Raw genomic sequence first — 25,588 nt, forward strand, 5'->3', positions numbered from 1 at the left:
CGCACAAAACAAAAAAATCGGAAGGCGGTTGGTCCGGGGATTGCCCCTTTTGCCGCTCGATGATCCGCCCTCTCTTGCCCAAGGCGTTCATCGACATGCCGACTGAACCAGCCGGCCGGCGATGTCGTCGATAGCAGCCGGCAGATCATAGGCCAGACGCAGGCCCAGCGTCTCACGCGCGCGCGCCACGCTTGGAATATATCTGTCCACCCGGTCGGACGTGAAGGACGGAACATCGGCATCCACGTCGAAACGGCGCGCCACCATCTGCGCCACCTGCCCTACCGTATAGGCCTCATCCGATCCGACATTGAATATCGGGCAACCGCTGTCGGCTACCGTAGCGATCGTCATCAGCCAGTGCACCAGGTCGTCTGCGTGCATATAGCTGCGATAGACCGCGTGTCGCGCCTTGACCTCGATCCGCCGACCCGCCAGCCCGTCGGCCAGGAAGTTGCCGATGGCGAAATGCTGGTCGCGCGGCAGATAGGCGCCCACGAAAGCGAAGCAGCGGGCCACCGCCACCGCCACCCCGTCCGATCCCAATTGCGCGATGCGCATCTCGGCGGCGCGCTTGGCGATGGCATAATCCTGTTTGTAGGTGACGAGTTCGCTGACCGCGCCGCCGTCATCCTCTTCGGATATCCGCTCGATCAAAGGGTCAATCTGCCCGTAAACCGCGCCGCTGCTGGTATAGACGATCCGGCTCGATCGGTGATGCAGCGCCGCGATCCGGCAGAAATTCTCGGTCGATGCCTCGATATTGGCACGTTCCTGCGCAGCGGCATCGACATAGCGCTGCGCGTCTGTGGAACTGGCGGCATGAATGATGATGTCGGCATCGGGCAAGCGGTCCACCGCTCCCACATCGGCATCTATCAACTCGACGCCCGCGGCCGTCAGATCGGAATGCGTATAGGCAAGCTGGCGGGCATGTCGCGCGACCACGATGATGCGGCCAATGTCCCACGGGGCCAGCCGGCCGCGACGAAAGGCATCAAGAAAGGATTTTCCGAAAAAGCCCGAACCGCCAATGACCATGAGGGACATGGACGTCACGGCTTGCGCGCCCCTGCGCGATCGGGCCGATTACAGATCGGCATAGTCGATTTCCGGCGTCATCCGGTCGATGGGATTGGATTCCATTGATCCGCTTTCGGTGATGCGGCTGGTGATCTTGGGGAAATAGGTCTGTTCCGGATCTATCGGGACAATGAAAGCCTGCGGCCCGGCTGATTCCATCCTTGCGAGGAATTCGGGCGAGCGCTCAAAGCCCAGCTCCAGTTCCAGCACCGGGATATCCCAGGCGTCGAACACCCGGTTCCACTGGGGCAGGCCAAGCCCGGACTGACGATCGCAGCCCAGATATTTGCCATTGAAATAGCTGCGCTGGGTCATGCGGATCGATGCATGGCCCTGATCGTGGAAGATGAACATCTTGAGATTGCACTGGTTGACCGAAACCGTGCCAAGTTCCTGCAGATTCTGCGCGAAACCGCCGTCGCCCTCGATCAATATGGTGCGGCGTCCGCCATGGGCGGCGATTGCAGCACCGATCGCCCCCGACAGGCCGTAGCCCATCGACGCCAGCGACTTGTCCGTCACCACGCGCTGACCGAATTTCTGCTTGTACAGTTGCATCGACAGCGTAAAGGCGCTGCCGCTGCTGCACGGAATGATCAGATCGTCCGGGCGGGTCAACCCCTCCAGCGTGACGATGAAATCATAGGGCGAGATATAGCCCTCGCCCGTGTTGTTGACGCTTTCGACGCGGGGGATAGCCTGGCGGATGCCTCGCGCCTTATTCAGCCAGTCGTCCTTGGCCGGCAAGTCGCGTTCCAGAAGCCGCGTGATGAAGTCGTTGGCATCCACCCGCAACTTCATGTCGGTTCGAGGGTGTCCCTTTTCCAGTTCGCTGGCGTCGATCTCGACATGGACGATCGTCGCCCCCCGGCCGAACTCCTGCCACCTGAAGCCGGTCTGTTGCAAACCCAGCCGCGTGCCGACGGCTATGATAAGGTCGGCTTTCTGGATGATGATGTTGCTGCTGCGCTGTCCCCAGGTATTGGGACGGCCCAGATAGGTCGGGTCGTCGCCATCCAACCGGTCGGCGCCGTTATAGGTCGTCATGGATGGCACGCGCAGGGCGTTGAGCCGCGGGCGCAGGGTGTCCATGGCCGCATAGTCAATGCCCCCGCCGATCAGCAGGATCGGCCTTTGCGCCTTTGCATAAAGGTCGGCCACCGCGTCGATGTCGGCGGCCAGCGCAACGGGCAGTCCGCAGTCGGCAACAGGGGGCAACGCCTCTTCCTCCACCGACGCGGCCTGCACGTCCAGCGGCATCTCCAGGAACACCGGACCCTTGCGAGGCGTCCAGCTGATCGAAATTTTCTCAAGGAACTCGGCCGCAGTCAGCGGCTTGCGCAGGCGATAGGCTTCCTTGGTCGCCGAACGTACCAGTGCGACGCCGTCGATTTCCTGGATGCCGCGCGATCGCAATTCGCTATTCGCCAGGTCGGATGTCTTCACCTGACCGCCGATCACCAGCAGTTCGCGGCTTTCAAGGAAAGCGCCGGCGATGGCGGTCACGATATTGGTCAACCCCGGTCCCGCCGTGACAAGCGCCAGCGCCTTTCGACCGTCGCCTATCTCGTTGAAATATTCCGCGGCGATGCCCGCCGCAACCTCATGCACGACCGGAACGCCGGTCAGGTAGCGGTCGAGGCTCTCGGTCAGGTGCATGATATTGCCCCCCCCGACGAAGAAATAATGGGTGTATCCCGCGGCCTTCAGCCAGGCGGCGATCTGATCGCTGTATTTCACGGACAATCCTGTTCGGTCAGGGCAAGCAGGGAAGAAATGATGTTGACGATCTGGTTGGCTGACAGACTGCCCGGCGTGCCCTTGTCATAACCCCAGTCGGCGTGCAGCGGAAGGTGGATCTGCCCTTCGAACGGCTCAAGATGGCTGTTCATGTCGTCGACATAGACAACCAGCCATTTGCCACGTTCCAGCCAGGCCTGTTCCTTGGCAACGGCCAGCTTGCTGCCCAGCCGCCTGATATCCTCCTGCCCGAAAATCGGCAGCACATCGGCATCATGAAACGCCATCGCCTCACGGATCGACTGGACGTTGCGCGTCGAAAGGATCGCGAAGCGTTCGGGATGCGCCCGCAGGATGGGCTTGAGCAGGTAGAAGAAGTCGTAGGGCGGCATGACTTTTGGCCAGTCCGGGTCCTGCATCATCACTTTGCGCGCATCGAAAAAAGCATGCGCGAATGCCCAGTCTTCTTCCGTGGGACTGACGGTAGGCAACGATTCCGGGGGAATATAATGATGCTCGCTATAGAGCCGGAAATATTGCCACGCATCGGTCACCGCCGCGCGATAGACCAGGAATTCCTCATAGCTGATGTCCTGGCGGAAACCGGGTCGCCCCTCAGCGCATCTGTTGGCGACGCTATAGGCTTCGAAGGCGCTGTTGAAAAGGACGCCGTCGAAATCGAGCAGGAACTGAAGCTGCATCAGAGCCTCGCGCGGATTTGCACGACGCGCGCTGCGGCCGACGACGCGATGTCGCCATGATGGGCATGCTGCATGTCCAGCAGGGCGCCTTCAACAGCAAAGGCCGCATTGAGCGCGCCGTCCTCCAGGAAGCGCTCGACCGGCATCACGCATTTGCGCGTTTCCACACATTCGACCAGTTGGCGCAATTCGGTGTCGCTGCGCAGCAGCGCGATCGTGTTCTTGTTGACCGATCCGCCCATCGTAAAGCCCAGACCCCGCTTGTGCGCCGCGCGGGCCACCGTCTTGACCATCGCGATGGTTTCGTCGCTGTCGACGTTCGTCCCGCCATAGCTGGCCGTCAGATCGCTGCGGCCCACCGTCACTTCGGTCAGCTTGACGCCTGCATCGAGGATGTCGTTGATCCGCCGCACCGCATCGATCGTCTCGATCGTCACGCCGACCTGCTCGAACCCGCCGTCGGGCAGCATCTCCTGATATTTGCGCATCGCGAACGGGCTCTCGATCATCGGTGCGACGATGCGAGAGATGCCCATCATCATGCAGAACCGCATGTCCGACTTCGCCTCGCACCCGCCGATCTTGACGAGATAGGGCAGGCCGTTGCGGGCGGCGAACGCGGCTTCGGCGGCGATGCTGTCGCGCGACAGCCCCTCTGCCTCGAATTCGCCCTTCAAGGCGACGATCTGGCTGAAATTCATGGCTTTTGCTCCCGCTTATCGCGACGGCCGGCTGGCGAGGAAGGCACGAACCTTGTCGCCGACATATTCGATATGCGATGCGTCGAGACCGGGGAACACCCCGATCCAGAAGGTGCGCTCGGTTACGATGTCGGCGTTGGTCAGGTCGCCCACGACGCGATAGTTGCGCCCCTTCATATAGGGCTGACGCAACAGGTTGCCGCCGAACAGCAAGCGCGTGGCGATCTTCATTTCGTCGAAATACTGGGTCAACTCTTCGCGCTGGAACCCGACATTCTCGCGCAGCGTCAGCGGATAGCCGAACCAGGAAGGCTCACTATTGCGCGTCGGCTCCGGCAGGATGAACACATCCTCGAATTCACGGAACACTTCCGTCAGCAGGTCGAAATTGCGGCGGCGGGCGGCGATGAAATCTTCCAGATGATCCATCTGCGCCAGGCCGACGGCGGCCTGCATGTCGGTGATCTTGAGGTTGTAGCCGACATGGCCATAGGTATATTTATGGTCATAGCCCTGCGGCAGGCTGCCCAGCTTGCGGCCGAACCGCTTGCCGCAGGTATTGTCCATGCCCGGCGCGCACCAGCAGTCGCGGCCCCAGTCGCGCATCGATTCGATGACGCGCTTGAGGCGCGGCTTGTCGGTGAACACCGCGCCGCCCTCGCCCATGGTGATGTGGTGCGCGGGATAGAAGCTCAACGTGCCGATATGGCCGAACGTGCCCACGCCCTTGCCGTCATAGGTCGCGCCCAGCGCGTCGCAGCAATCCTCGACCACCCACAGATTATATTTCTCGGCGACGCGCATCACTTCGGCCAGGTCGAACGGATTGCCCAGCGTGTGCGCGATCATGATCGCGCGGGTCTTGTCGGTGACCGCCGCCTCGATCATCTCGGGCTTGATGTTGTATGTCGGGATGTCGACATCGACGAACACCGGAACCAGCCCATATTGCAGCGACGGGTTGACCGTGGTCGGAAAGCCGGTGGCGACGGTGATGACCTCGTCCCCGGCCTTCAGCGCGTCTCCGCGGAAATAATGCGATGTCAGGGTCGACAGCGCCAGCAGGTTGGCCGACGATCCCGAATTGGTGGTCAGCGCGTGGGCGACCCCCATGCGCTTGGCCAGCCGCGCTTCGAACGCCTCGTTGAAACGCCCGGTGGTCAGCCAGAAATCGAGCGCGGAATCGACCAGCATCTGCATGTCGGGCGCGCCATAGACCTTGCCGGACACCGGCACCGGGCTGCTGCCGGGGACGAACGGCTTTGGCGCATGGAAATTGTCGGCATATTTGCCCACCAGGTCGAGGATGAGGGCGCGCAATTGCGGCTCGTCACATTGACCGACCAGCGCTTCGATCGCTTCGGGTCCGGCCTCCAGGGTCGAAATCATAGACTATACTCCAAAATATTCGCGCGAAAGCGGTCGCGATAATCCCGCAATTGGGCCAGGCTGACGGCGCGCGCATCCTCACCGCGCGCCACGGCCCTGTGCCATTCGACCACCTTTTCAAGTGCTTGCTCCAGGGGCAGGCTCGGCCGCCAGCCCAACACGCTTCGCGCCTTGGAACAATCGAGCTTCAGGATGCGCGCTTCGTGCGGCTGCTCTCCCTGTTCGGGCCGGTCCCATCCGCTCGCCCCCCATGCCTCCAGCATCCGTTCGACGATCCAGCCGACGGGCTTGCTGTCATCGTCGGCGGGGCCGAAATTCCATGCCGAGGCCATCTCCGGGTCGCCGTCCATCATCCGCTCGGCGATCAATATGTAGCCGCCCAGCGCTTCGAGCACATGCTGCCAGGGCCGGACCGATCCCGGCGCGCGGATCAAGGGCCGCCTGCCCGCTTCCAGCGCCCGGACGATGTCGGGGACCAGCCGGTCGAGCGCCCAGTCGCCGCCGCCGATGACATTGCCCGCACGCACCGATGCCAGCGCGGCATCCCCGCCACCGCTGAAATAGGACCGGCGATAGGAAGCGATCACCAGCTCGGCCGCGCCCTTGCTGCTGCTATATGGGTCGTGGCCGCCCATCGGGTCGTTCTCGCGATAGGGCCACACCCATTCGCGATTCTCGTAGCATTTGTCGGTAGTGATGCACACGATCGCCCGGACGTCGGGCGTCCTGCGACATGCTTCGAGCAGATGGACCGTGCCCATCACGTTGGTTTCATATGTTTCGACCGGCGCGTCGTAGGAATAGCGGACCAGCGGCTGGGCGGCCAGGTGGAACACCACTTCGGGCCGGGCCTGCGCCATCGCCACGGCCAGCGCGGCGCCATCGCGCACATCGCCCTCGATATGTTGCACGACCTCGCGCACCCGCGCCTGCTCGAACAGGCTGGGGTCGGTCGGCGCGGCCAGCGAATAGCCCGTCACCTGCGCCCCCAGATCGGACAGCCACAGCGCGAGCCAGCTGCCCTTGAACCCGGTATGGCCGGTAATGAACACTCGCCTGCCGGCCCAGCCGGCATCCTTCGCCGTCACGGCGTCACCACTGCTTCCAGGGCGCGCCCGCGGCCCATAATTCTTCGAGATGGATTTTGTCGCGCAGCGTATCCATCGGCTGCCAGAACCCGTCATGCCGGAAAGCGACCAGGTCGCCATCGGCCGCCAGCCGTTCCAGCGGGCCTTGTTCCCAGACCGTTTCTGGTCCTTCGATCAGGTCGAGCACGCTGGGATCGGCGACGAAGAAGCCGCCATTGATCAGGCCCCCGTCCCCGTCGGGCTTTTCAAGGAAGCTGGTGACGCAGTCGCCGTCGAACTGCAATGCGCCGAAGCGCCCCGGCGGCGCGACGGCGGTGATCGTCGCCTTGCGGCCATGGGTTTTATGGAAATCGACGAGCGCGCCGATGTCGACCGAAGCGACGCCATCGCCATAGGTGAAGCAGAAAGGCTCGCCGTCGACCAGATAGGGCCGGATCTTCTTGAGCCGCCCGCCCGTCATCGTCGTCGCGCCCGTTTCCACCAGCGTGATGCGCCAGGGCTCGCTCCAGTTCTGATGCACCTCGACCGCATTGTCCTTCAGGTCGATCGTCACATCGGCGGTATGCAGGAAGTAATTGGCGAAATACTCCTTGATCATATACCCCTTATAGCCGAGGCAGATGATGAACTCGTTGATGCCATGGAATGAATAAATCTTCATGATGTGCCAGATGATGGGCATGCCACCAATCTCGACCATAGGCTTGGGACGGACCGAAGTCTCTTCACCCAAGCGACTCCCCAGTCCGCCTGCGAGAATTACCGCTTTCACTTTAATCAAATTCCCCCGGAAATTAATGTCGCTCGCCTTGGAACTCTTTCGTTCTGTTGAGCGCCATATACTTTGTCAACCCGCTAGTAACAAATTCGAAACTATCCTGCCCACTGTCGCAAAGACGTCACGGCGGGCGAAAAACCGTCAGCTTCGCCGCAATATTTTCATCGCGCCGCCGCTGCTTGGGGGCCTATCGGCTCCGGCCGCCCCGCAGGTCGACGATGCGGATGAACGGCCCGCCGATCCTGTCCTGTTCGGGCCGAAAGGTCGCGCGCAGCCGGCCGCCGCGCACGAACCGCTCGTAACGCGCGGCTTCGCGCGCATATAGCGCGCCCTCCGCCTTGTAGCGGTCATAATGGGAAAACACCGCGAAATCGGCGCGACAGCTTGGCAGGCCCCCTTCGTCCATCGTGCCGAAATCGACCACCGCGCGCTTGCCCCGCCAACTGTCGAGCGCGCCGGGTCCGGCCTTGGCTTCCAGTTGCCCGCTCGCCTCCAGGCATCCCCGGTCGCCGGCGGGCAACAAAAATGTCCATTTCGGATCGAGAAGATCGAACGCCAGATGTTCAAGGACGATGCGGCTGCCCGCCGGCACATGGTCGCGCACCCATGCGGACGCCAGCGCCCGCGTATCGTGCGCCCGCTCGGTCGCGCGCGCCGCAAGCGCGGACATGGCGGGCGGAACCAGCGCGGCCATCATCACCGCCGCAACGGCCAGCGCGGCCGGCCTGCCCCCCTTCGCCCGCGCCCATGTCACCAGTGCGCTGACCGCCAGCCCCGTGAACAGCGCGGCAAGGGGCAGCAACGGCACCGCCCATCGCTCCCAGATCAGCGTCTGCGCCGAAATCAGGATGAAGAACAGCAGCGCGATCGGCAGCAGCGTCGCGCGGGCCACGCCGCCGCGCAGCAGCACCAACACCATCCCCGCCGCAGCCACGACCAGCCCCGCCGCGCCCATCGACCCGCCCAGCGGACGGCGCAGATACCAGCCCAGATTGGCGGCCAGCCCGCGCCCGGTCGCGCCGACATGATGCGCCTGCGCCTCGCCGCTCAGATTGGCGACCACGGTGTGGACATCGATGAGGATATAGGGCGATATGACCAGCAGCGCCGCGACCGCCGCCAGCGCCGACAGCGCCAGCCGCATGATCTCGCCGCGGCGATCCCCTCCCGCCACGCCGGCTTGCGCCGCGCACCGCATCGTGCACGCGCCGATCACGCACACGAACACGGACGCCGCCGGCCATTTGGTCGCGCACGCCGCGCCCGCCAGCGCCCCGGCGACCAGATAGGCGCGCAATCGCCCGGTCTGCGCCACGCCGATCGCGGCGTTCAGGCACAACAGCATGAACAGGCTGGCCTGGATGTCGGTGCGGATGATCTGCGAATAGGCGATGTGCACCGCGTTGATCGCCAGCAGCCCCGCTGCCACCAGCCCCGCGCCCTCGCCGCCCAGCCGCTTGCCGATCCGCCAGGTCATATAGACGCTCGCCACCCCGCACAGCATGATCGACACGCGCCCCGGCAGGATCAATATTCCAGGGTCGGCATAGGCGGCGGTGGTGATCGCGTGCAGGCTGTCGAACCGCCCGGTCAGCAACGAAACGCCCACGACCAGGATGTCGACCAGCGCCAGGCCATAGATGGTGGTGGTGCCCGGATGCCCGAACCAGCCGGGGTTGAGCGTCCGTTCGGCAAGCAGCTTGACGGCGCTCAGCGCGAACAGCGGCTCGTCGGGGTCGTACAGCGCGGGCAGGCCAAAGCCGATCCCCTGCAACCGCGTCACGACCGCCAGCAGCAGGATTCCGAACAGAAGGATCGCGGGTCCCCGCGCGAATGGGCCTTGCACCCGCATCACATGTCATCCCGATCGCGGCCTGTCCCGGCGTCGCCGAGGGTCCCCGCCCCTACAGGCCGCCCCCGCGCGGCGCAAGCCGCCGCCCCGCGCGCGCGGGAATTGATGCCAGCCCCGCGTGAAAATGCCTCGCCCCCGCCCTCCCTTGCGCTTGGCCCTTCACAACGGTAGAGGCGGCCCCTATTTTTCAGCGATACGCACAGGAGTAACAGGCCGTGGCGGCGAAGTGGACGCCCGACAGCTGGAGAAGCCATCAGGGCCTCCAGATGCCGGAATATCGGGATGCAGCGGCGCTCGCCGCGGCCGAGGCGCAACTTGGCCAGTTCCCCCCGCTCGTCTTCGCCGGCGAAGCGCGCAACCTCAAGGCCGATCTGGCCAGGGTCGCGGCGGGCAACGCCTTCCTGCTCCAGGGCGGCGATTGCGCCGAAAGCTTCGCCGAATTCCACCCCAACAACATCCGCGACACCTTCCGCGTGCTGCTCCAGATGGCGGTGGTGCTGACCTTCGCGTCAAAGCTGCCGGTGGTGAAGGTGGGCCGCATGGCCGGCCAGTTCGCCAAGCCGCGTTCGGCCGCGACCGAGACGATCGACGGCGTCGAGCTGCCCAGCTATCGCGGCGACAATGTCAACGACATCGCCTTCACCGCGGCGGGGCGCGAGCCCGATCCGCAGCGGATGGTGCGCGCCTACAACCAGTCCGCCGCCACATTGAACCTGCTGCGCGCCTTTTCGACCGGCGGCTATGCCAGCCTCGACAGGGTGCATGGCTGGATGCTGGATTTCATGGGCCGGTCGCCCTGGGCCGCGAAGTTCGAGGCGATGGCCGACCAGATCGGCCAGGCGCTCGATTTCATGCGCGCCTGCGGCCTCAACGCCGAAACCGTGCCCCAGCTTCAGGGCACCAGCTTCTACACCAGCCATGAAGCGCTGCTGCTGCCGTTCGAACAGGCGCTCACCCGTCAGGATTCGCTGACCGGCGACTGGTATGACACCAGCGCGCACATGCTGTGGATCGGCGACCGCACCCGGTTCGAAGGGTCGGCGCATGTCGAATATCTGCGCGGCATCGGCAACCCCATCGGCATGAAGTGCGGGCCGAGCCTGGAGCCGGACGCGCTGCTGCGCCTGCTCGACATCCTCAATCCCGCGCGCGAACCGGGCCGCATGACGCTCATCACCCGCTATGGTCATGACAAGATAGAGGCCGGCCTGCCAAAGCTGGTGCGGGCGGTGATGCGCGAAGGGCATCCGGTGGTCTGGTCCTGCGACCCGATGCATGGCAATGTCGTCAAGGCCGCCAACGGCTACAAGACCCGGCCGTTTGAACGCATCCTGGCCGAAGTGCGCGGCTTCTTCGCCGTCCACCGCGCCGAAGGCAGCTTTGGCGCGGGCATCCACGCCGAGATGACCGGCCAGAACGTCACCGAATGCACCGGCGGCGCGATCGCCATCACCGACGAAGGGCTGGCCGACCGCTACCACACCCATTGCGACCCGCGCCTCAACGCGGCGCAGAGCCTGGAACTGGCCTTCCTGCTCGCCGAAATGCTGAACGACGAACTCAAGGAACGCCGCGCGGCGGCCTGACCCGGCAGCCCCTCCCAGGCGGGGAGGGGCTGGCCGTCCTCCCCGATTCGGGGCAGCCTATTTCCGCTTCGCCTTGCGCGCGGCATAGCGCGCGTCGCGCTCGGCCTTCTTCTCTTCGTCGGTCTTTTCGATCTTCACCGGCCGCGCCGCTTCGGCCGCCGCCGCCGCCGCTGTCTTCTCTTCGGCGATCCGCGCCTTTTCGGCTTCGCGCGCCGCGCGCTTTTCCGCCGCCGCCGCCAGCGCCGCCTGCTGCTTGGCTTCGGCCGCGATCCTGCGTTCCTCCAGCACCGCCGGGTCCACCGGGGGCTTGGCCTTCAACTTGTCGAGCGCCTTCTGCCGCGCCTGCGCCGCGAGCGCGGTGCGTTCCTGAAAGCCGGGGTCCTTGTAGGAAGCCATGTTCGTCCTTGATGATGTGCAAATGCGGGCCGCCTAGCATGGTTCGGCGCGAAAGGGGAGATGTGTTGAGGGGGGGGTGGGGAAAGGCGGGCCGGCGCGGCACGCGCCTCTCCTCGACGCTCGAACCACCGCGCCGGTCGCAGTGCGTCGTGGCGCTCCCATGACGAAGCTGTCCCATACGGCTTCCTTCCATTCCAACGAAAGGATCGCACCATCAAACCGTGGGATCAAACATCTGGTTACCTGAAACCGAAGTTCGCTACATTGATATCGTCATCCCGGGTCAAGCCCGGGGTAACGGCAATGAAACGAACTTCAATTCCACCATATTGGGCCGCCGGGGCACCGCATCCATGCCGCCCATGCGGCATGGATGCGGTGCTCTGATGAAGGCTAGAATCTGTAGCTCGCCTCAAGGCCGTAGGTGCGCGGCGGATTCCACACCACCGTATATTGCGCGGTAAGCCCGTTGAAATAGCCGCTCGCCTTGTAATCGACATTGCGGATATTCTTGACGAAGGCGCGCAGGCTGTATTTGTCGCCGTCCGGGGTGAAGGTCACATAGGCGTTCTGGATAGTGTAGGCGGACTGGTCCAGGATCCGCGTGTTGAACTCGTTGAAGTGAATTCTGCCGCTCCAGTAGGATTCGCCCCGGACCATGATTTCGCCGCCGCCGACATCTGCGGTATATTGCAGGCCGATGCTGACGCTGTACGGTGCCGCGCGGTTGAGCCAGTTGCCCGCCACCTGCTGGTTGCGCGCCGGATCGCTGGCGGGGCGACCATCCGAAGCCGCGCAGGCGACCTGCGGCGCGGGCAGAACGATAGTCTGGTTGCAGTTGACGAAATCGGTATATTTCGCGCTCTGCACCATGACGGCGGCGTCCAGCTTCAGGCGCGGGGTGATCGCCGCATCCAGATTGGCCTCGATCCCCTTGATGCGCGAATCCGCCGCATTGAGGACGGTAAAGCCGCCAATCGTACCCAGGGTCTTTTGCACCTGAAGATTGCCATAATCATACCAGTAGCCGGCAATATTCAGGCGGATCCGGTTATCAGCAAACTGGGTCTTGATGCCAACCTCGCCGCCCTTGATGGTTTCGGGCTCATAGGCGTTGCCGCATGTCCCCGCCGAGACGCCGCCCGCCTTGAAGCCCTTCTGATAGGTGGCATAGGCCATGATCTTGTCGGTCACGTCGAACTGGATGCCCGCCTTGGGGGTCCAGGCGGTGAACTTCTGATTGGTTTTCTTGTCGAGGCAGGCGGTATTGAGGATGCTCTGGAGCGTATCCTTCTTGTCGATATTATAGCGCACCCCGCCGATCAGGCGCAGTGCGTCGGTGACGCTGAAGGTCTGGTCGGTGAAGAAGGCGATCGACCTAGCCTTCAACCGGTTGGTTGTCGCGTAGGTAGAGATGGCCGGAGCCGTGGGGTTGGCCAAGGCGCTAAAAACCTGCGAAGCCGAAGCCACCCGATCGTTGAAATAGTACACGCCGAATATCGATTTCAACCGTCCGTCGAAGCTGTCGGCATTCAGGTTCAATTCCTGCGTATAGGTATCTGATTTAAAACGATTGTAGATGGTTTGCGCCGTGAACCCGCTGGCATCCGCATCCAGGGGCATGGAATTTCTGTATTTCTGATAGGCCGATATCGACTTGAGCTGCACATCGTCGCTGATGTCCCAGGTCAAAGTCGCCGTCGCCGCATATTCCTTACTGTTGTTTTCGCTCGGATAATCGGAATAGACCTCTCGCGGACGGAAGGATTGCAGGCCAAGCACAGCCCGACGGGCGGGATTGAGCGATGGCGCGAGAACGCCGGGATTGAAGGAACTGCGCGTGTTGCCATAAGACCCCTCAAGGTCGAACTGCACCGTGTCGCTCGGCTTGAACGCGAGGATGCCGCGAACGCCCGTGAACTTGTTCTCGAAATAGCGGCTCTTGGGCGCACCGGGCAGAAGATTCCTGACGAAACCCTTGTCGCGATTGTCGAGCATGCCCGATATGCGAAAGCCGACCGTGTCGCTGATCGGGCCTGAAATATAGCCCTGAAGCGCGTAGCTGTCGAAATTGCCGACCCGCCCGGTAATCTGCGCTTCGGTCCGTTCGGTCGGCCCCCGAAGAACATAGTTGATCACGCCGCCGGTCGCGTTGCGGCCGTACAAGGTGCCCTGCGGCCCCGACAGCACTTCGATCCGTTCGAGATCCATGAGCGTGAGGTTCAGGCTGCGCGCGCGCGCCTGATAGACGCCATTGACGTGAACCGCGACCGATGGATCCTCGAACCCGCCCGTCAGGTTGGTGCTGATGCCGCGCAGCGTCACCGTGTTGCTGCCATAGGTATAGCCGACCTGCAATGACGGCACACGGGTCGTCAGGTCGCCAAGCCCGCGAATTTGCCGGTTCTCCAGCGTCTCCTGCGAAAAGGCTGCGATGCTCGCAGGAACGTCCTGAATATTCTCGGCGCGCTTCTGGGCCGTGACGACGATATCCCCGACGCCCTGACCGGCCTCAACGACCGGCGCCTGCGCGAAGGCGGGCGTGGCGACGATGCCGGCCGACACAGCCAGAACGACCGGGATGAGGGCGGACGACCCCATTATAGATGCCTTGTACATAATATCCCCTTTTCGCGGACATCATTATGTCCGCAGCATTGACCTGGTGAATGTGATGGAAAAACAGCGATCCATGGCTTGCTGACATGAAATTGATCGTATGCGTCCGGCCGGTGCGAACGCGCCTCCCAACGAGCTGCCTTATGTCAAATCAATATTGCCGAACCCCTTCACAAACAGCCATTGCGATCCGGAGCCGCCAGTTCCGGACCTGCGCCTATCATCGATGGGATAAGACTACTAATGCGGTTGAGTATTTCCTATCAAATGAGTTTTGCAAATCGACCTATTTGGGAGGATCAAGGATGCCGCCCGACGCGCGGCGCAGCCTATCGAGTTCGGCGCGATATGCGTGGATCAAATGCTGGCTCGCGCCGATCCCCTTTTGCCCACCCTGCCCTTGCGCGTCCGCTTCGCACAACGCCCAAAATCCTACTCCCCTGTCCTACACCCCCGCCCCCATGCCACACTCCCGCGCATGACCGATCCCGACGATGTCCTCGCCTTCGTTCCCGTGCCGCTCACTCGCCTCCGCGCGCGCGGGTGGAGTGCTGACCAGCAGCATGCGTTCATCGCCATGCTGGCGCGCTGCGGCGTGGTGGCGCATGCGGCGCGCAGCGTCGGCATGAGCGCGCGGTCGGCCTATCATCTGCGCGGCCGGCCCGGCGCGGACAGCTTTGCCGCCGCCTGGGACTGGGCGCTGGAAATGGGGCTGGACGCCGCCCGCGACGCGGCCATGGAGCAGATCGCGGCCGCGCGCGCGCAACCGCTCGTGCGGCGCGGGCGCATCGTCGGCACCCGGCATGGGGAGGATCACCGCCTGATCTTCGCGGCGATGCGCGCCTTTTCCGCCGAGGTGCGGGGGCGGCGGGCGGCCATGCCCCATCGCCTGCGGATGGACGCGCGCGCGCTGCGGGAAACATTCGATGCGCCATGGCCCTGGGACCCGGACGTGCCGCGTCCGCCTGAAACAATCGAACCCGGCGACGACATGAAAAACCCGATCGAGCGGGAAAAGTGCGAAGTTAAGCGCCGCCCGGCCATCCGGGCCTTTTGAAAAATGGATGCCGCTATTCCGCCGCCCCGGTTACTCCGCCGCCATCGCATAGTCGGCCAGCGGCAATTCGCGCTCCAGCGCCGCGACCAGATCGCGCATCAGCCGCTGCATCGCGGCAAGGCCGGGGCCGGGCCGCTCCATCGCCGGGTCGAGATACAGCCGCCGGTCGATCTCGACCTGCAACGCGTGCATCCCCCGCTCGGGCCGGCCATGCCGCTCCAGCAGATGATCGCCGGCATAGGGATTGTTGCGCGCCGTCACCATCCCGCGCCCCTCCGCGACATCGGCCGCGACCTGCATCAGCCGCGCCGCCGCGCTCCGCCCGAACCGGTCGCCCAGCACGATCCCCGCCGCCTCGCCCCCGCCCGGCGGCGGGGCGAGCGGGGGCATCGAATGCAGGTCGATCAGGATCGCATGGCCGAACGCCGCGCGCGCCCGCGCCATCATCGCCGCCAGCGCCGCATGATAGGGCCGGTGATAGCGCTCCACCCGCTCGCACACCGCGGCCCAGGGCAAGGCATGCAGCCACAGGTCGCCGACCCCCGGCAACCGCCGCGGGATCAGCCCCAGCCCGGCGCGCATCTTCCCGCTCGTCTGCAACGGCTGCTGGTGCGGCAACCCGCTCACCATCGCCGGGTCGACCTCGCGCTCGTTCCGGTTGAGGTCGATCATCGCCCGCGGCATCCGCGCCACCAGCACCGCATGGTCCGCCGCGATCAGCGGGTGCGCGATCAGGTCGGCGCCGCGATCCTCCATCCGCCCCAGCAATTCGGGCCGCACCCGCGCCGCGCGCAAAAGCTCGGCGGGATAGGCTCGCCCGGCATGGGGGATGGAAACGACGACGGGACTGACCGGCGCATCCGGTCCGTAGCGATAAAAGGCGGGGCTGGTTTCCGCCGGCGGGCGGGGCGCGCTGCGTTCCAACGGGTCTCCTTTCACCCTCGCCGAAAAATGGTTAGCCGGCTGGATAATATTAAGCGCTTGTCGCATAATGTCGCCCGTCGCGCCAGCCGGGGGGCCGGCACATAAGGGGTTGGTTGGGGACATGGTGCGTATTCTACTGGCAGAAGACGATGAAAGCATGCGCGCCTATCTCGCCCGCGCGCTGGAACGATCGGGCTATGAGGTCATTTCGGTGAGCACGGGGACGGACGCCGTGCCGCTGATCGCGTCGGACCGGTTCGACCTGCTGTTGACCGATATCGTCATGCCCGAAATGGACGGCATCGAACTGGCGCAGCACGCCGCGACTGCCGCGCCCGACATGCGGATCATGTTCATCACCGGCTTTGCCGCGGTCACGCTCAAGGCCGGCAAGGCAGTGCCGCAGGCCAAGATTTTGTCCAAGCCCTTCCACCTGCGCGACCTGGTGCTGGAGGTCGAGCGCATGTTCGGCACCGAAAGCCTGACCGGCCTGAGCTGATCTGCGCCGGCCAGTCGGGGATCAATCGGGGATCACCTCTTCCATGTCGGGCGTGGGATCGAGCGGCACGCCCGCCATCGCCGCCTGGAATCGTTCGCGGTCCAGCCCCTTTTCCCAGGCGGATACCACCACGGTGGCCACGGCGTTGCCGATGAAGTTGGTCAGGCTGCGGCACTCGCTCATGAACCGGTCGACGCCCAGGATCAGCGCCATGCCCGCCACCGGCACCGAAGGCACGATCGACAGCGTCGCCGCCAGCGTGATGAATCCCGCCCCGGTCACCCCGGCCGCGCCCTTGCTCGACAGCATCGCCACCAGCAGCAGCAGCAGCTGGTCCTGCAAGCTCAGATCCACGTTGGTCGCCTGCGCGATGAACAGCGCGGCGAGCGTCATGTAGATGTTCGTGCCGTCCAGGTTGAAGCTGTAGCCGGTCGGCACCACCAGCCCGACCACGGACTTGCGACACCCGGCCCGTTCCATTTTCTCGATCAGGCTCGGCAACGCGGCTTCGGAGGAGGATGTGCCAAGAACCAGCAGCAGTTCAGCCTTCAGGTAGCGAATGAGGTGCAGGATGTTGAACCCGGCAACGCGGGCGACCGCACCCAGGACGACCAGCACGAAAAGGATCGAGGTCAGGTAGAAGGTCGCGACCAGGCCGATCAGGTTGAGCAGCGCCCCCACGCCATATTGGCCGATGGTAAAGGCCATCGCCCCCAGCGCGCCGACGGGCGCGGCTTTCATCAGGAAGGCGACCAGCTTGAAGATCGCATGGCTGGCCGAATCGAGCACGACCAGCAGCGGCGCGGCCTTGTCGCCGATCAGGGTGAGGGCAATGCCGAACAGGATCGCGACGAACAGCACCTGGAGGATATTGTGGCCATCGGCGACCGCGGAAATCAATGTGCCGGGAATGATGTCGAGCAGGAAGGCGGTCAGCGTGCGGGCGTGCGCCTGTTGCTGGAATTCCACCACCTTGCCCGTATCGAGCGTGGCGGGATCGATATTGAGGCCCGCGCCCGGCTGGATGAGGTTGCCGACGATCAGGCCGACGACCAGCGCAAGCGTGGAAAAGGTCAGGAAATAGCCGAACGCCTTGGCCGCCACCCGGCCGATCGCGCTTACCTCCTTCATCCCCGCGATGCCCGTGACGATGGTCAGGAAGATGACCGGCGCGATGATCATCTTGACCAGCTTGATGAAGGCATCGCCCAGCGGCTTGAGCGCCACCCCGGTCTGTGGCCAGAAATGGCCGATCAGCACGCCCAGCGTGATCGCGATCAGCACCTGGACGTAAAGCTGCCGATACCAGGGCGGCGTCGGCATGGTCTGGATCGGCGATGATGATGGCTGCATGGTGCGCGCATACCCCTTTGTGCGCCGCAACATATTGCGTTGTTGCACCCTGTCCAGCGGATTAGACGAATCTGCCTCAGATTCCCGCTTGCGCGCTTGGATGCTCGCCGCTATGCGCTCCCTTCCCCGTGTGGGCGTGTAGCTCAGTGGTAGAGCACTGTGTTGACATCGCAGGGGTCGCAAGTTCAATCCTTGCCACGCCCACCATGATAAAGCCCGCCTGTCCCCGGATCGGCGGGCTTTTTCTATGGCCGCAGCCCAAGGAGTTTCGCCCATGACGTCCTGCACGATCATCGCCGGTCGCCGCGTCCTGTTCGTGATGGCGCTGAGCCAGGAATATGGGCCGCATCTGCAGGCGCGATTCACGCCGCTGATGACCGGCGTGGGGCCGATCGAAGCGGCGCTGTCGGTCGGCATCGCTCTTGACCGCATGGCGCAGGCGGGCGGCCTGCCCGACCTGGTCGTGTCGCTGGGATCGGCGGGATCGCGCCGATGCGCGCTGGGGGAAGTGTTTCAGGTGACGAATGTGTCATGGCGAGACATGGACGCCTCGCTGCTGGGGTTCGCCAAGGGCGTTACCCCCTTCATCGACCATCCGGTCGCGCTGCCGCTGGCAACCCCGCTCGACTGGCCCTGCGCCACGCTGTCGACCGGCGCCGACATCGTGGGCGGGGCGGATTATGACGCCATCGACGCCGATATGGTCGACATGGAAAGCTTTGCGGTCGCGCGCGCCTGTCATCGGTTCGCCGTGCCGATGATGGGCCTTCGCGGTATTTCGGACGGACCGGGCGAACTGGCGGGAATAGACGACTGGACCGCGCTGCTGGCGCTGCTGGACGAGCGGCTGGCGGACGTGGTGGATGTGCTGGGCGACGCTTTGGCGGCGGGGACCGTCACCGTCGACCAGGGCTGATCGCCGGGCTTGAGGGGCCTGGCGATAGCGATTGCCGACCGGGATCGCCCGCACGATAGACGGCGCGACCGCGTTGCGGACATGCTATGATGCGGCCGCGCCGGACAATCCCGGCAAACCCGTGACGCCGGGCCGCAACACGCCTGCGTGACGATGGAGGAGACCCTCATGCCCATCGCCTTTCGCCCGCCTTTCCCTGCCGTCGTGGGAGGCTGACATCGCCGGAACGACCACGGGCCGGGTCGCAATCATCGGCGCGGGGCATGTCGGCGCGACGACGGCCTATGCGCTGATGCTGCGCGGGCTGTTCGCCGAAATCATCCTGATCGACAGCGATGTCGCGCTGGCGACCGCCGAAGCAGCGGATATTTCCGACGCGAGCGCGCTGGCGCGGCCCGCGCGCATCGTCGCTGGCACCTATGCCGATGCAGCCGCCGCACAGATAGCGATAGTGACCGCAGGAGCGGCGACCAGGGGGACGCAGAGCCGGCTGTCGGTCGCCGATGACAGCGCCCGCATCGTCACCGCCTGCGTCACGCAACTCATCGCGGCGGGTTTCGACGGCATCATCATCGTCGCGGCCAATCCGGTCGACCTCATGGCGCTGGTCGCGTTGCGATGTTCGGGGCTGGCGGCGGCGCGGGTCATCGGCACCGGCACCCTGCTCGACAGTTGTCGCCTGCGCCAGGATATCGCCGCCGATTGTGGCGTCGCGCCCGCATCGGTCGATGGCTGGGTGCTGGGCGAACATGGCGATGGTGAGGTTGCCATCCGCTCGTCGGTCAGGGTCGGCGGCCTGGCGCTCGACCGGTTCCGGCCCGAACCGGCGGCATTCGACTTCGACCAAGTCGCGGTTGCGGTGCGCGATGCCGCGTACCAGATCATCGCAGGCAAGGGGTACACATCCTTCGGCGTCGCCACGGCGGCGGTCCGCATCTGCGAAGCGATCGTGCGCGACGAACGGGTGGTCCTGCCGGTATCATCGCTGCTGGGCGGGCAATTGGGCATCACCGACCTGTATCTGAGCCTGCCCTGCCTGCTGGGCGCGGAAGGGGTTGAACAGATACTCGTCCCCGATCTGGATGACGCCGAACTGGCAGCCTTGCGCCGTTCGGCGGACGCCATGCACGCCATCATCGCCGGCACGCCCTCCATTGCCGCCCTGTGGCGGGTCAGTTGACCGGGGCGCGCCGCCGGTAGCTTAGCGCCTCGGCGATATGCACCCGCCCCACCTGCTCGGCGCCGGCAAGGTCGGCGATGGTGCGGGCGACGCGCAGGATACGGGTATAGCCGCGCGCCGACATCTTCATCGCCGCGGCGGCCTGCGCCAACAGGTGCCGGCCCGCCTCGTCGGGCGTCGCCACCGTTTCCAGATGCTCGCCATCGACGTCGGCATTGGTGCGCGTCTTCGTGCCGGCGTAGCGGGCGGTCTGGATCGCGCGCGCGGTCCGCACCCGCGCCGCGACCTCTTGCGACCCTTCCGCCGGCGGCGGCAGCACCAGGTCGGCGGCGGTCACGGCATTGACCTCGACATGCAGGTCGATCCGGTCGAGCAGCGGCCCCGACAGCTTGGCCTGATAGTCCACGGCGCAGCGCGGCGCGCGCGAACAGGCGAGCGCGGGATCGCCCAGATGCCCGCAACGGCATGGGTTCATCGCCGCGATCAACTGCACCCGCGCGGGAAAGGTGACATGGGCGTTGGCTCGCGCCACCGTGACTTCGCCCGACTCCAGCGGCTGGCGCAACGAATCGAGCACGCCGCGCTGGAATTCGGGCAATTCGTCGAGGAACAGCACGCCCAGATGCGCCATGCTGACCTCGCCCGGCCGCGCTTTCAAACCGCCGCCGACCAGCGCCGCCATCGACGCGCTGTGATGCGGATTGCGGAACGGCCGCGCCCGGCTGATCCGCCCGCCCTCCAGCGTGCCGGCGACGCTCGCCACCATCGAGCTTTCCAGCGCCTCGGCCGGCGTCATGTCCGGCAATATGCCGGGCAGGCAGCTCGCCATCAGCGACTTGCCCGCCCCCGGCGGCCCGATCATCAACAGGTTGTGCGCGCCCGCCGCCGCGATCTCCAGCGCGCGCTTGGCGCTCTCCTGCCCCTTGACCTGCTTGAGGTCCACCGTCCGAACCGGCGCGTCGACCGGCCCCGGCTGCGGCGGCGACAGCGCGGCGGTGCCCTTGAAATGGTTGAGCAGGCCCAGCAGGTCGGGCGCGGCGATCACCTCGACATGCCCTGCCCAGGCGGCTTCGGCGCCCTGCGCCACCGGGCACACCAGCCCCAGATCGCGCTCGCCCGCATGCAGCGCCGCCAGCAGCACGCCCGGCGTCGGCGCGACTCGTCCGTCCAGGCTCAGCTCCCCCACCACCACATAGCCCGCCAGCGTCTCGGCATCGATCACCCCCATCGCCCCCAGCAGCGCCAGCGCGATGGGCAGGTCGAAATGCGACCCTTCCTTGGGCAGGTCGGCGGGCGACAGGTTGACGGTGATCCGCTTGGGCGGCAGCGACAGCCCGATCGCGGCGATCGCGTTGCGCACCCGCTCACGGCTTTCGGCCACCGCCTTGTCGGGCAGGCCGACCAGGATGAAATTGGGCAGCCCCGGAACCAGTTGGCACTGCACTTCCACCGCGCGGGCCTCCAGCCCCAGATAGGCCACCGTCGCCACTGTCGAAACCAAAGCCACCCCCGCGTCCGTTCGCCGCCAGCTTGGTCAGCCCCGCCACGGAAGTCGAGCGCTTTGTTCGGGCCGCGCGATCCGCTAAGCATGGCGGCCATGACCAAGTTCACCGTCAACGACCGTCCCGTCCATTATCGCATGGACCCTGACACGCCGCTGCTGTGGGCGCTGCGCGACGCGTCCAACCTCACCGGCACCAAATATGGTTGCGGCACCGGCGATTGCGGCGCGTGCACGGTCGATATCGACGGCGAAGCGGTGCGCTCCTGCCAGATCAGCATCGCCCGCACCGAAGGCCGCTTCGTCACCACTATCGAGGCGCTTTCGCCCGATCGCGGCCATCCGCTGCAACAGGCGTTCGCCGCCGACAATGTCTCGCAATGCGGCTATTGCATTCCCGGCGTCATCATGGCGGCATCGGTGCTGCTGCGCCGTACCGACGATCCGAGCGATGAACAGATCGACGCGGCGATCACCAATATCTGCCGCTGCGGCATCTATCCCCGCCTGCGCGGCGCGATCAGGCGCGCGGGCAGGATCATGCGCGGCGAGGAACAGGTTGCCGCCGCGCCACCGCCCGGCATCACGCCGCAGGATGCCGCCCGCACCGTGCCCGCGCTGGGCCGGCCCGACCCCGCGCCATAAGGCCAACCCAACTCTTTCCTTGCGCCCCCGCGCTCGCTAAGGCGCCAGCCTATGACCGATATTAGCGCTCTTAAAGCCGGCCTGATCGCCGACATCGCCGCCGCCGACACGCCTGACGCGGTCGAAGCCCTGCGCGTGGGCGCGCTTGGCAAGAACGGCGTCGTCACCGCGCTGCTCAAGACGCTGGGCGGCATGAGCCCGCAGGAGCGGCTTGAACAAGGCCCGCCGATCCAGGACCTGCGCGAATCCGTGACCGCCGCGATTGCAGGGCGCAAGGCCGCGCTGGAGCAGGCCGCGCTCGACGCCCGCCTCGCCGCCGAACGCATCGACATGACCCTGCCCGCCGATCTTGGCCCCCAGGGCAGCGTCCACCCGGTCAGCCAGGTGATGGACGAGCTGGCCGAAATCTTCGCGGACCTGGGCTTTTCCGTCGCCACCGGGCCGGAGATCGAGGACGACTGGCATAATTTCACCGCGCTCAACATTCCCGAAACGCATCCCGCGCGCGCGATGCACGACACCTTCTATTTCCCGGACGGGGAAGGGCAAAAGAAGATGCTGCTGCGCACCCACACCTCGCCGGTGCAGATTCGCACGATGATGGCCAGCCCGCCGCCGATCCGCATCATCGCGCCGGGCCGCGTCTATCGCAGCGACTCGGACGCGACCCACACGCCGATGTTCCACCAGATCGAGGGGCTGGTGATCGACAAGGGCATCACCCTTGGCCACCTCAAATGGACGCTCGAAACCTTTCTCAAGGCCTTTTTCGAGCGGGATGACATCGTCCTGCGCCTGCGTCCGAGCTATTTCCCCTTCACCGAACCCTCGGTCGAGGTCGATGTCGGCTACACCCTCATCAACGGCCAGCGGGTGATCGGCGGCGACGGCGACGCACCCGGCGGCGGCTGGCTCGAAGTGCTGGGCAGCGGCATGGTCCATCGCAAGGTCATCGAAGCCTGCGGTCTCGATCCCGACGAATGGCAGGGCTTCGCCTTCGGCACCGGGGTCGATCGCCTCGCCATGCTCAAATATGGCATGAGCGACCTGCGCGCCTTCTTCGACGGCGACCTGCGCTGGCTGCGCCACTACGGCTTTGCGGGCCTCGACGTGCCCACGCTGAGCGGAGGAGTGGGCGCATGAAATTCACCCTGAGCTGGCTCAAGACGCATCTCGCCACCGATGCCGACCTGCCGACGATCCTCAAGACGCTCAACGCCATCGGCCTCGAAGTCGAAGGCGTCGAGAACCCCGCCGAAAAGCTCGCCGCGTTCAAGATCGCGCGCGTCCTGACCGCCGATCCCCATCCGCAGGCGGACAAGCTTCAGGTCCTGACCGTCGACCATGGCGACGGCAATCCGTTGCAGGTGGTGTGCGGCGCCCCCAATGCGCGCGCGGGCCTGATCGGCGTGTTCGGGGTCGAGGGCGCGGTGGTGCCGGCGAACGGCATGGTCCTGAAAAAGACCGCGATCCGGGGCGTCGAATCCAACGGCATGATGTGCTCCACGCGCGAGCTGGAACTGGGCGACGATCACGACGGCATCATCGAACTGCCGGGCGACGCGCCGGTGGGGCAGGTCTATGCCGACTGGGCGGGCCTCAACGATCCGGTGATCGACGTCGCCATCACCCCCAACCGGCAGGATTGCATGGGCGTGCGCGGCATCGCGCGCGATCTGGCGGCGGCGGGACTTGGCACGCTCAATGCCATCGTCATACCCGCCATCGAAGGCACCGGCCCCGGTCCCGACGTGCGGACGGAGGACGGGGATGGCTGTCCAGCCTTCTTCGCCCGCACAGTGCGCGGCGTGACCAACGGCCAGTCGCCCGACTGGATCGCCAAGCGCCTCAAGGCGATCGGGCAGAAGCCGATCAGCGCGCTGGTCGACATCACCAACTATATCATGATCGACCTTGGCCGCCCGCTCCATGTCTATGACATGGCAAAGCTCCAGGGCGGCCTCGTCGCGCGCCGGGGCAAGCCCGGCGAGCAGGTGCTGGCGCTCAACGGCAAGAGCTACACCGTCGACGAGACGATGACTGTCATCGCCGACGATGCCGCCGTCCACGACATCGGCGGCATCATGGGCGGCGAACATTCGGGCGCGCAGCCCGGCACCACCGACGTCCTCATCGAATGCGCCTATTTCACGCCCGAACGGATCGCGATGACCGGGCAGAAGCTCGCCCTCACCTCCGACGCGCGCGGCCGGTTCGAACGCGGCGTCGACCCCGCCTTCCTCGACGATGGCCTGTCGATCGCGACCAGCCTGGTGGTCAGCCTGTGCGGCGGCGCCCCCAGCGAGGCGACCCGCGCCGGTACGCCGCCTGCAACCGCGAAGACGATCGCCTATGCCCCCGCCCGCTGCCTGGCGCTCGCCGGAGTCGATGTGCCCGCCGAGCGGCAGAAGCTTATCCTTGAAAGCCTGGGCTTCACCGTCGCGGTCGAGGACAGCCGCACCGATTATGAAGACGGCATGCCGGTCATCGTGCCCGGCGTCTGGACGATCACCGTGCCAAGCTGGCGGCGCGACGTCGACGGCTGGGCCGATATCGTCGAGGAAGTGGTGCGGATCGTCGGTCTCGACCATGTCCCCTCCACGCCGCTGCCGCGCGCGCCCGGCGTCGCCCGGCCGACCGCCACCCCCGAACAGCTGGTCGAACGCAAGGTGCGCCGCACCGCCGCCGCGCGCGGCCTGTGCGAAGCGATCAACTGGAGCTTCATTTCGGAAAAGGAAGCCGCATCGGTCGGCGGTGGCGAATGGACATTGGCGAACCCGATCTCCGAAGATTTGAAGGTCATGCGCCCGTCGCTGCTGCCCGGCCTGCTGTCGGCGACCCGGCGCAATATGGATCGCGGCGCGTCGTCGGTGCGGCTGTTCGAACTTGGCCGCCGCTATTTCGCGCAAGGCGAACGTGCCACCGTGGGCTTCCTGCTGGCGGGTGAAAAAAGCCCGCGCGGCTGGCAGGCAGGCAAGGCGCAGGGCTTCGTCGCCCATGATGCCAAGGCCGAAGTCACCGCCCTGCTCGCCGCTGCGGGCGCGCCCGTCGCCAATCTGCAAAATTTCGGCGATGCGAGCGCGGCCTATCATCCCGGCCAGTCGGGCACGCTGCGCCTTGGTCCCAAGGCGGTGCTTGCCGAATATGGCGTGCTGCATCCCGCCCTCGCCAAGCAGTTCGGCCTGACGGGTGTGGTCGTTGCGGGCGAAATCTTTCTCGATGCCATTCCGGCCAAACGCAAATCGGGCTTCATGCGCGCCCCCTATGCGCCGCCCGCGCTCCAGGCGGTCAAGCGCGACTTCGCCTTCCTCGTGCCGCAGAATGTCGAAGCCGACGCCCTGGTGCGGGCGATCAGGGGCGCGGACAAGAAGGCGATCGTCGATGCGCGCCTGTTCGACGTCTTCACCGGCCCCGGCGTCGATGAAGGCTTCAAGAGCCTCGCCGTCGAAATCACGCTCCAGCCCGGCGACAAAAGCTTCGCCCAGGACGAACTGGACGCGATCAGCGCCGCCGTGGTCAAGGCGGCGGCGAAGCTCGGCGGCGTGTTGCGGGGGTAGAAAGGCGTCAAGCCCCCTCAAGG

At 65.4% G+C, this 25,588-nt stretch carries 21 protein-coding genes and 1 tRNA gene; 9 read left to right on the forward strand and 13 right to left on the reverse strand.

Annotated features, from left to right (window positions below):
- Positions 1–87: 87 nt before the first annotated feature.
- The 8 genes from WG908_RS03820 to WG908_RS03855 form a co-directional block, all read right to left on the reverse strand.
- The gene (locus tag WG908_RS03820) at positions 88–1,050 is read right to left on the reverse strand and encodes an NAD-dependent epimerase/dehydratase family protein (RefSeq protein ID WP_340185385.1); all 963 of its coding nucleotides are present in this window, start codon (positions 1,048–1,050) and stop codon (positions 88–90) included.
- Positions 1,051–1,089: 39 nt separating this feature from the next.
- Positions 1,090–2,823 (reverse strand): thiamine pyrophosphate-binding protein, encoded by a 1,734-nt coding sequence (locus tag WG908_RS03825; RefSeq protein WP_340185244.1) that lies wholly within the window; start codon positions 2,821–2,823, stop codon positions 1,090–1,092.
- Positions 2,820–3,524: a hypothetical protein gene (locus WG908_RS03830; protein ID WP_340185245.1), complete on the reverse strand. Its 705-nt coding sequence runs from the start codon at positions 3,522–3,524 to the stop codon at positions 2,820–2,822. Before WG908_RS03830 ends, WG908_RS03825 begins: the two co-directional genes overlap by 4 nt.
- Complete coding sequence (locus WG908_RS03835; RefSeq protein WP_340185246.1) at positions 3,524–4,225, reverse strand: aldolase/citrate lyase/malate synthase family protein; 702 nt, start codon at positions 4,223–4,225, stop codon at positions 3,524–3,526. Before WG908_RS03835 ends, WG908_RS03830 begins: the two co-directional genes overlap by 1 nt.
- Positions 4,226–4,240: 15 nt before the next feature.
- Positions 4,241–5,614, reverse strand: coding sequence for a lipopolysaccharide biosynthesis protein RfbH (gene rfbH / locus WG908_RS03840; RefSeq protein WP_340185247.1), 1,374 nt, complete (start codon positions 5,612–5,614; stop codon positions 4,241–4,243).
- Positions 5,611–6,702 (reverse strand): CDP-glucose 4,6-dehydratase, encoded by a 1,092-nt coding sequence (gene rfbG / locus WG908_RS03845; protein WP_340185248.1) that lies wholly within the window; start codon positions 6,700–6,702, stop codon positions 5,611–5,613. Before rfbG ends, rfbH begins: the two co-directional genes overlap by 4 nt.
- A gap of 4 nt (positions 6,703–6,706) precedes the next feature.
- On the reverse strand, positions 6,707–7,474 hold the full coding sequence (rfbF, locus tag WG908_RS03850) for a glucose-1-phosphate cytidylyltransferase (protein WP_340185249.1): 768 nt from the start codon (positions 7,472–7,474) through the stop codon (positions 6,707–6,709).
- Between the two features lie 193 nt (positions 7,475–7,667).
- The gene (locus WG908_RS03855; protein WP_340185386.1) at positions 7,668–9,332 is read right to left on the reverse strand and encodes an ArnT family glycosyltransferase; all 1,665 of its coding nucleotides are present in this window, start codon (positions 9,330–9,332) and stop codon (positions 7,668–7,670) included.
- A 215-nt stretch (positions 9,333–9,547) separates the two neighbouring features.
- Here WG908_RS03855 and WG908_RS03860 point away from each other — a divergent pair, with 215 nt between their 5' ends.
- Positions 9,548–10,918: a class II 3-deoxy-7-phosphoheptulonate synthase gene (locus WG908_RS03860; protein ID WP_340185250.1), complete on the forward strand. Its 1,371-nt coding sequence runs from the start codon at positions 9,548–9,550 to the stop codon at positions 10,916–10,918.
- 57 nt (positions 10,919–10,975) lie between these two features.
- Here the strand turns inward: WG908_RS03860 and WG908_RS03865 are convergent, their stop codons facing one another.
- Positions 10,976–11,314 carry a DUF6481 family protein gene (locus WG908_RS03865; protein ID WP_340185251.1) on the reverse strand — a complete coding sequence of 113 codons (339 nt, stop codon included), beginning with the start codon at positions 11,312–11,314 and terminating at the stop codon, positions 10,976–10,978.
- Between the two features lie 393 nt (positions 11,315–11,707).
- Positions 11,708–13,933: a TonB-dependent receptor gene (locus tag WG908_RS03870; protein WP_340185252.1), complete on the reverse strand. Its 2,226-nt coding sequence runs from the start codon at positions 13,931–13,933 to the stop codon at positions 11,708–11,710.
- Between the two features lie 478 nt (positions 13,934–14,411).
- Here WG908_RS03870 and WG908_RS03875 point away from each other — a divergent pair, with 478 nt between their 5' ends.
- Entirely contained in the window at positions 14,412–14,990 is a 579-nt protein-coding gene (locus WG908_RS03875; protein WP_340185253.1) for a hypothetical protein, read from the forward strand.
- 30 nt (positions 14,991–15,020) lie between these two features.
- Here WG908_RS03875 and WG908_RS03880 read toward each other — a convergent pair whose 3' ends face one another.
- Positions 15,021–15,914 (reverse strand): N-formylglutamate amidohydrolase, encoded by an 894-nt coding sequence (locus WG908_RS03880; protein ID WP_340185254.1) that lies wholly within the window; start codon positions 15,912–15,914, stop codon positions 15,021–15,023.
- 121 nt (positions 15,915–16,035) lie between these two features.
- Here WG908_RS03880 and cpdR point away from each other — a divergent pair, with 121 nt between their 5' ends.
- Complete coding sequence (gene cpdR, locus WG908_RS03885; RefSeq protein ID WP_340185255.1) at positions 16,036–16,413, forward strand: cell cycle two-component system response regulator CpdR; 378 nt, start codon at positions 16,036–16,038, stop codon at positions 16,411–16,413.
- A gap of 21 nt (positions 16,414–16,434) precedes the next feature.
- On the opposite strand, the gene WG908_RS03890 is transcribed toward cpdR, so the two are convergent.
- The gene (locus tag WG908_RS03890; protein ID WP_340185256.1) at positions 16,435–17,766 is read right to left on the reverse strand and encodes a dicarboxylate/amino acid:cation symporter; all 1,332 of its coding nucleotides are present in this window, start codon (positions 17,764–17,766) and stop codon (positions 16,435–16,437) included.
- Between the two features lie 132 nt (positions 17,767–17,898).
- Here WG908_RS03890 and WG908_RS03895 point away from each other — a divergent pair.
- The 3 genes from WG908_RS03895 (at position 17,899) to WG908_RS03905 (ending at position 19,862) form a co-directional block, all read left to right on the forward strand.
- A tRNA-Val gene (locus WG908_RS03895) sits at positions 17,899–17,973 on the forward strand.
- 67 nt (positions 17,974–18,040) lie between these two features.
- The gene (locus tag WG908_RS03900; RefSeq protein WP_340185257.1) at positions 18,041–18,682 is read left to right on the forward strand and encodes a 5'-methylthioadenosine/S-adenosylhomocysteine nucleosidase; all 642 of its coding nucleotides are present in this window, start codon (positions 18,041–18,043) and stop codon (positions 18,680–18,682) included.
- Between the two features lie 250 nt (positions 18,683–18,932).
- Positions 18,933–19,862, forward strand: coding sequence for a lactate/malate family dehydrogenase (locus WG908_RS03905; RefSeq protein WP_340185387.1), 930 nt, complete (start codon positions 18,933–18,935; stop codon positions 19,860–19,862).
- On the opposite strand, the gene WG908_RS03910 is transcribed toward WG908_RS03905, so the two are convergent.
- Positions 19,855–21,363, reverse strand: coding sequence for a YifB family Mg chelatase-like AAA ATPase (locus WG908_RS03910; RefSeq protein ID WP_340185388.1), 1,509 nt, complete (start codon positions 21,361–21,363; stop codon positions 19,855–19,857). The two genes, WG908_RS03905 and WG908_RS03910, sit on opposite strands and share 8 nt — an antisense overlap.
- Positions 21,364–21,459: 96 nt before the next feature.
- Here WG908_RS03910 and WG908_RS03915 point away from each other — a divergent pair, with 96 nt between their 5' ends.
- The 3 genes from WG908_RS03915 to pheT are packed head-to-tail and all read left to right on the forward strand — an operon-like array spanning position 21,460 to position 25,565.
- Positions 21,460–22,008 carry a (2Fe-2S)-binding protein gene (locus WG908_RS03915; RefSeq protein WP_340185258.1) on the forward strand — a complete coding sequence of 183 codons (549 nt, stop codon included), beginning with the start codon at positions 21,460–21,462 and terminating at the stop codon, positions 22,006–22,008.
- 51 nt (positions 22,009–22,059) lie between these two features.
- Positions 22,060–23,151, forward strand: coding sequence for a phenylalanine--tRNA ligase subunit alpha (pheS, locus tag WG908_RS03920; RefSeq protein WP_340185259.1), 1,092 nt, complete (start codon positions 22,060–22,062; stop codon positions 23,149–23,151).
- Complete coding sequence (gene pheT, locus WG908_RS03925; RefSeq protein WP_340185260.1) at positions 23,148–25,565, forward strand: phenylalanine--tRNA ligase subunit beta; 2,418 nt, start codon at positions 23,148–23,150, stop codon at positions 25,563–25,565. Before pheS ends, pheT begins: the two co-directional genes overlap by 4 nt.
- Positions 25,566–25,588 lie beyond the last annotated feature (23 nt).

It is taken from the genome of Sphingobium anseongense (assembly GCF_037725245.1).
Taxonomy (GTDB): Bacteria; Pseudomonadota; Alphaproteobacteria; order Sphingomonadales; family Sphingomonadaceae; genus Sphingobium.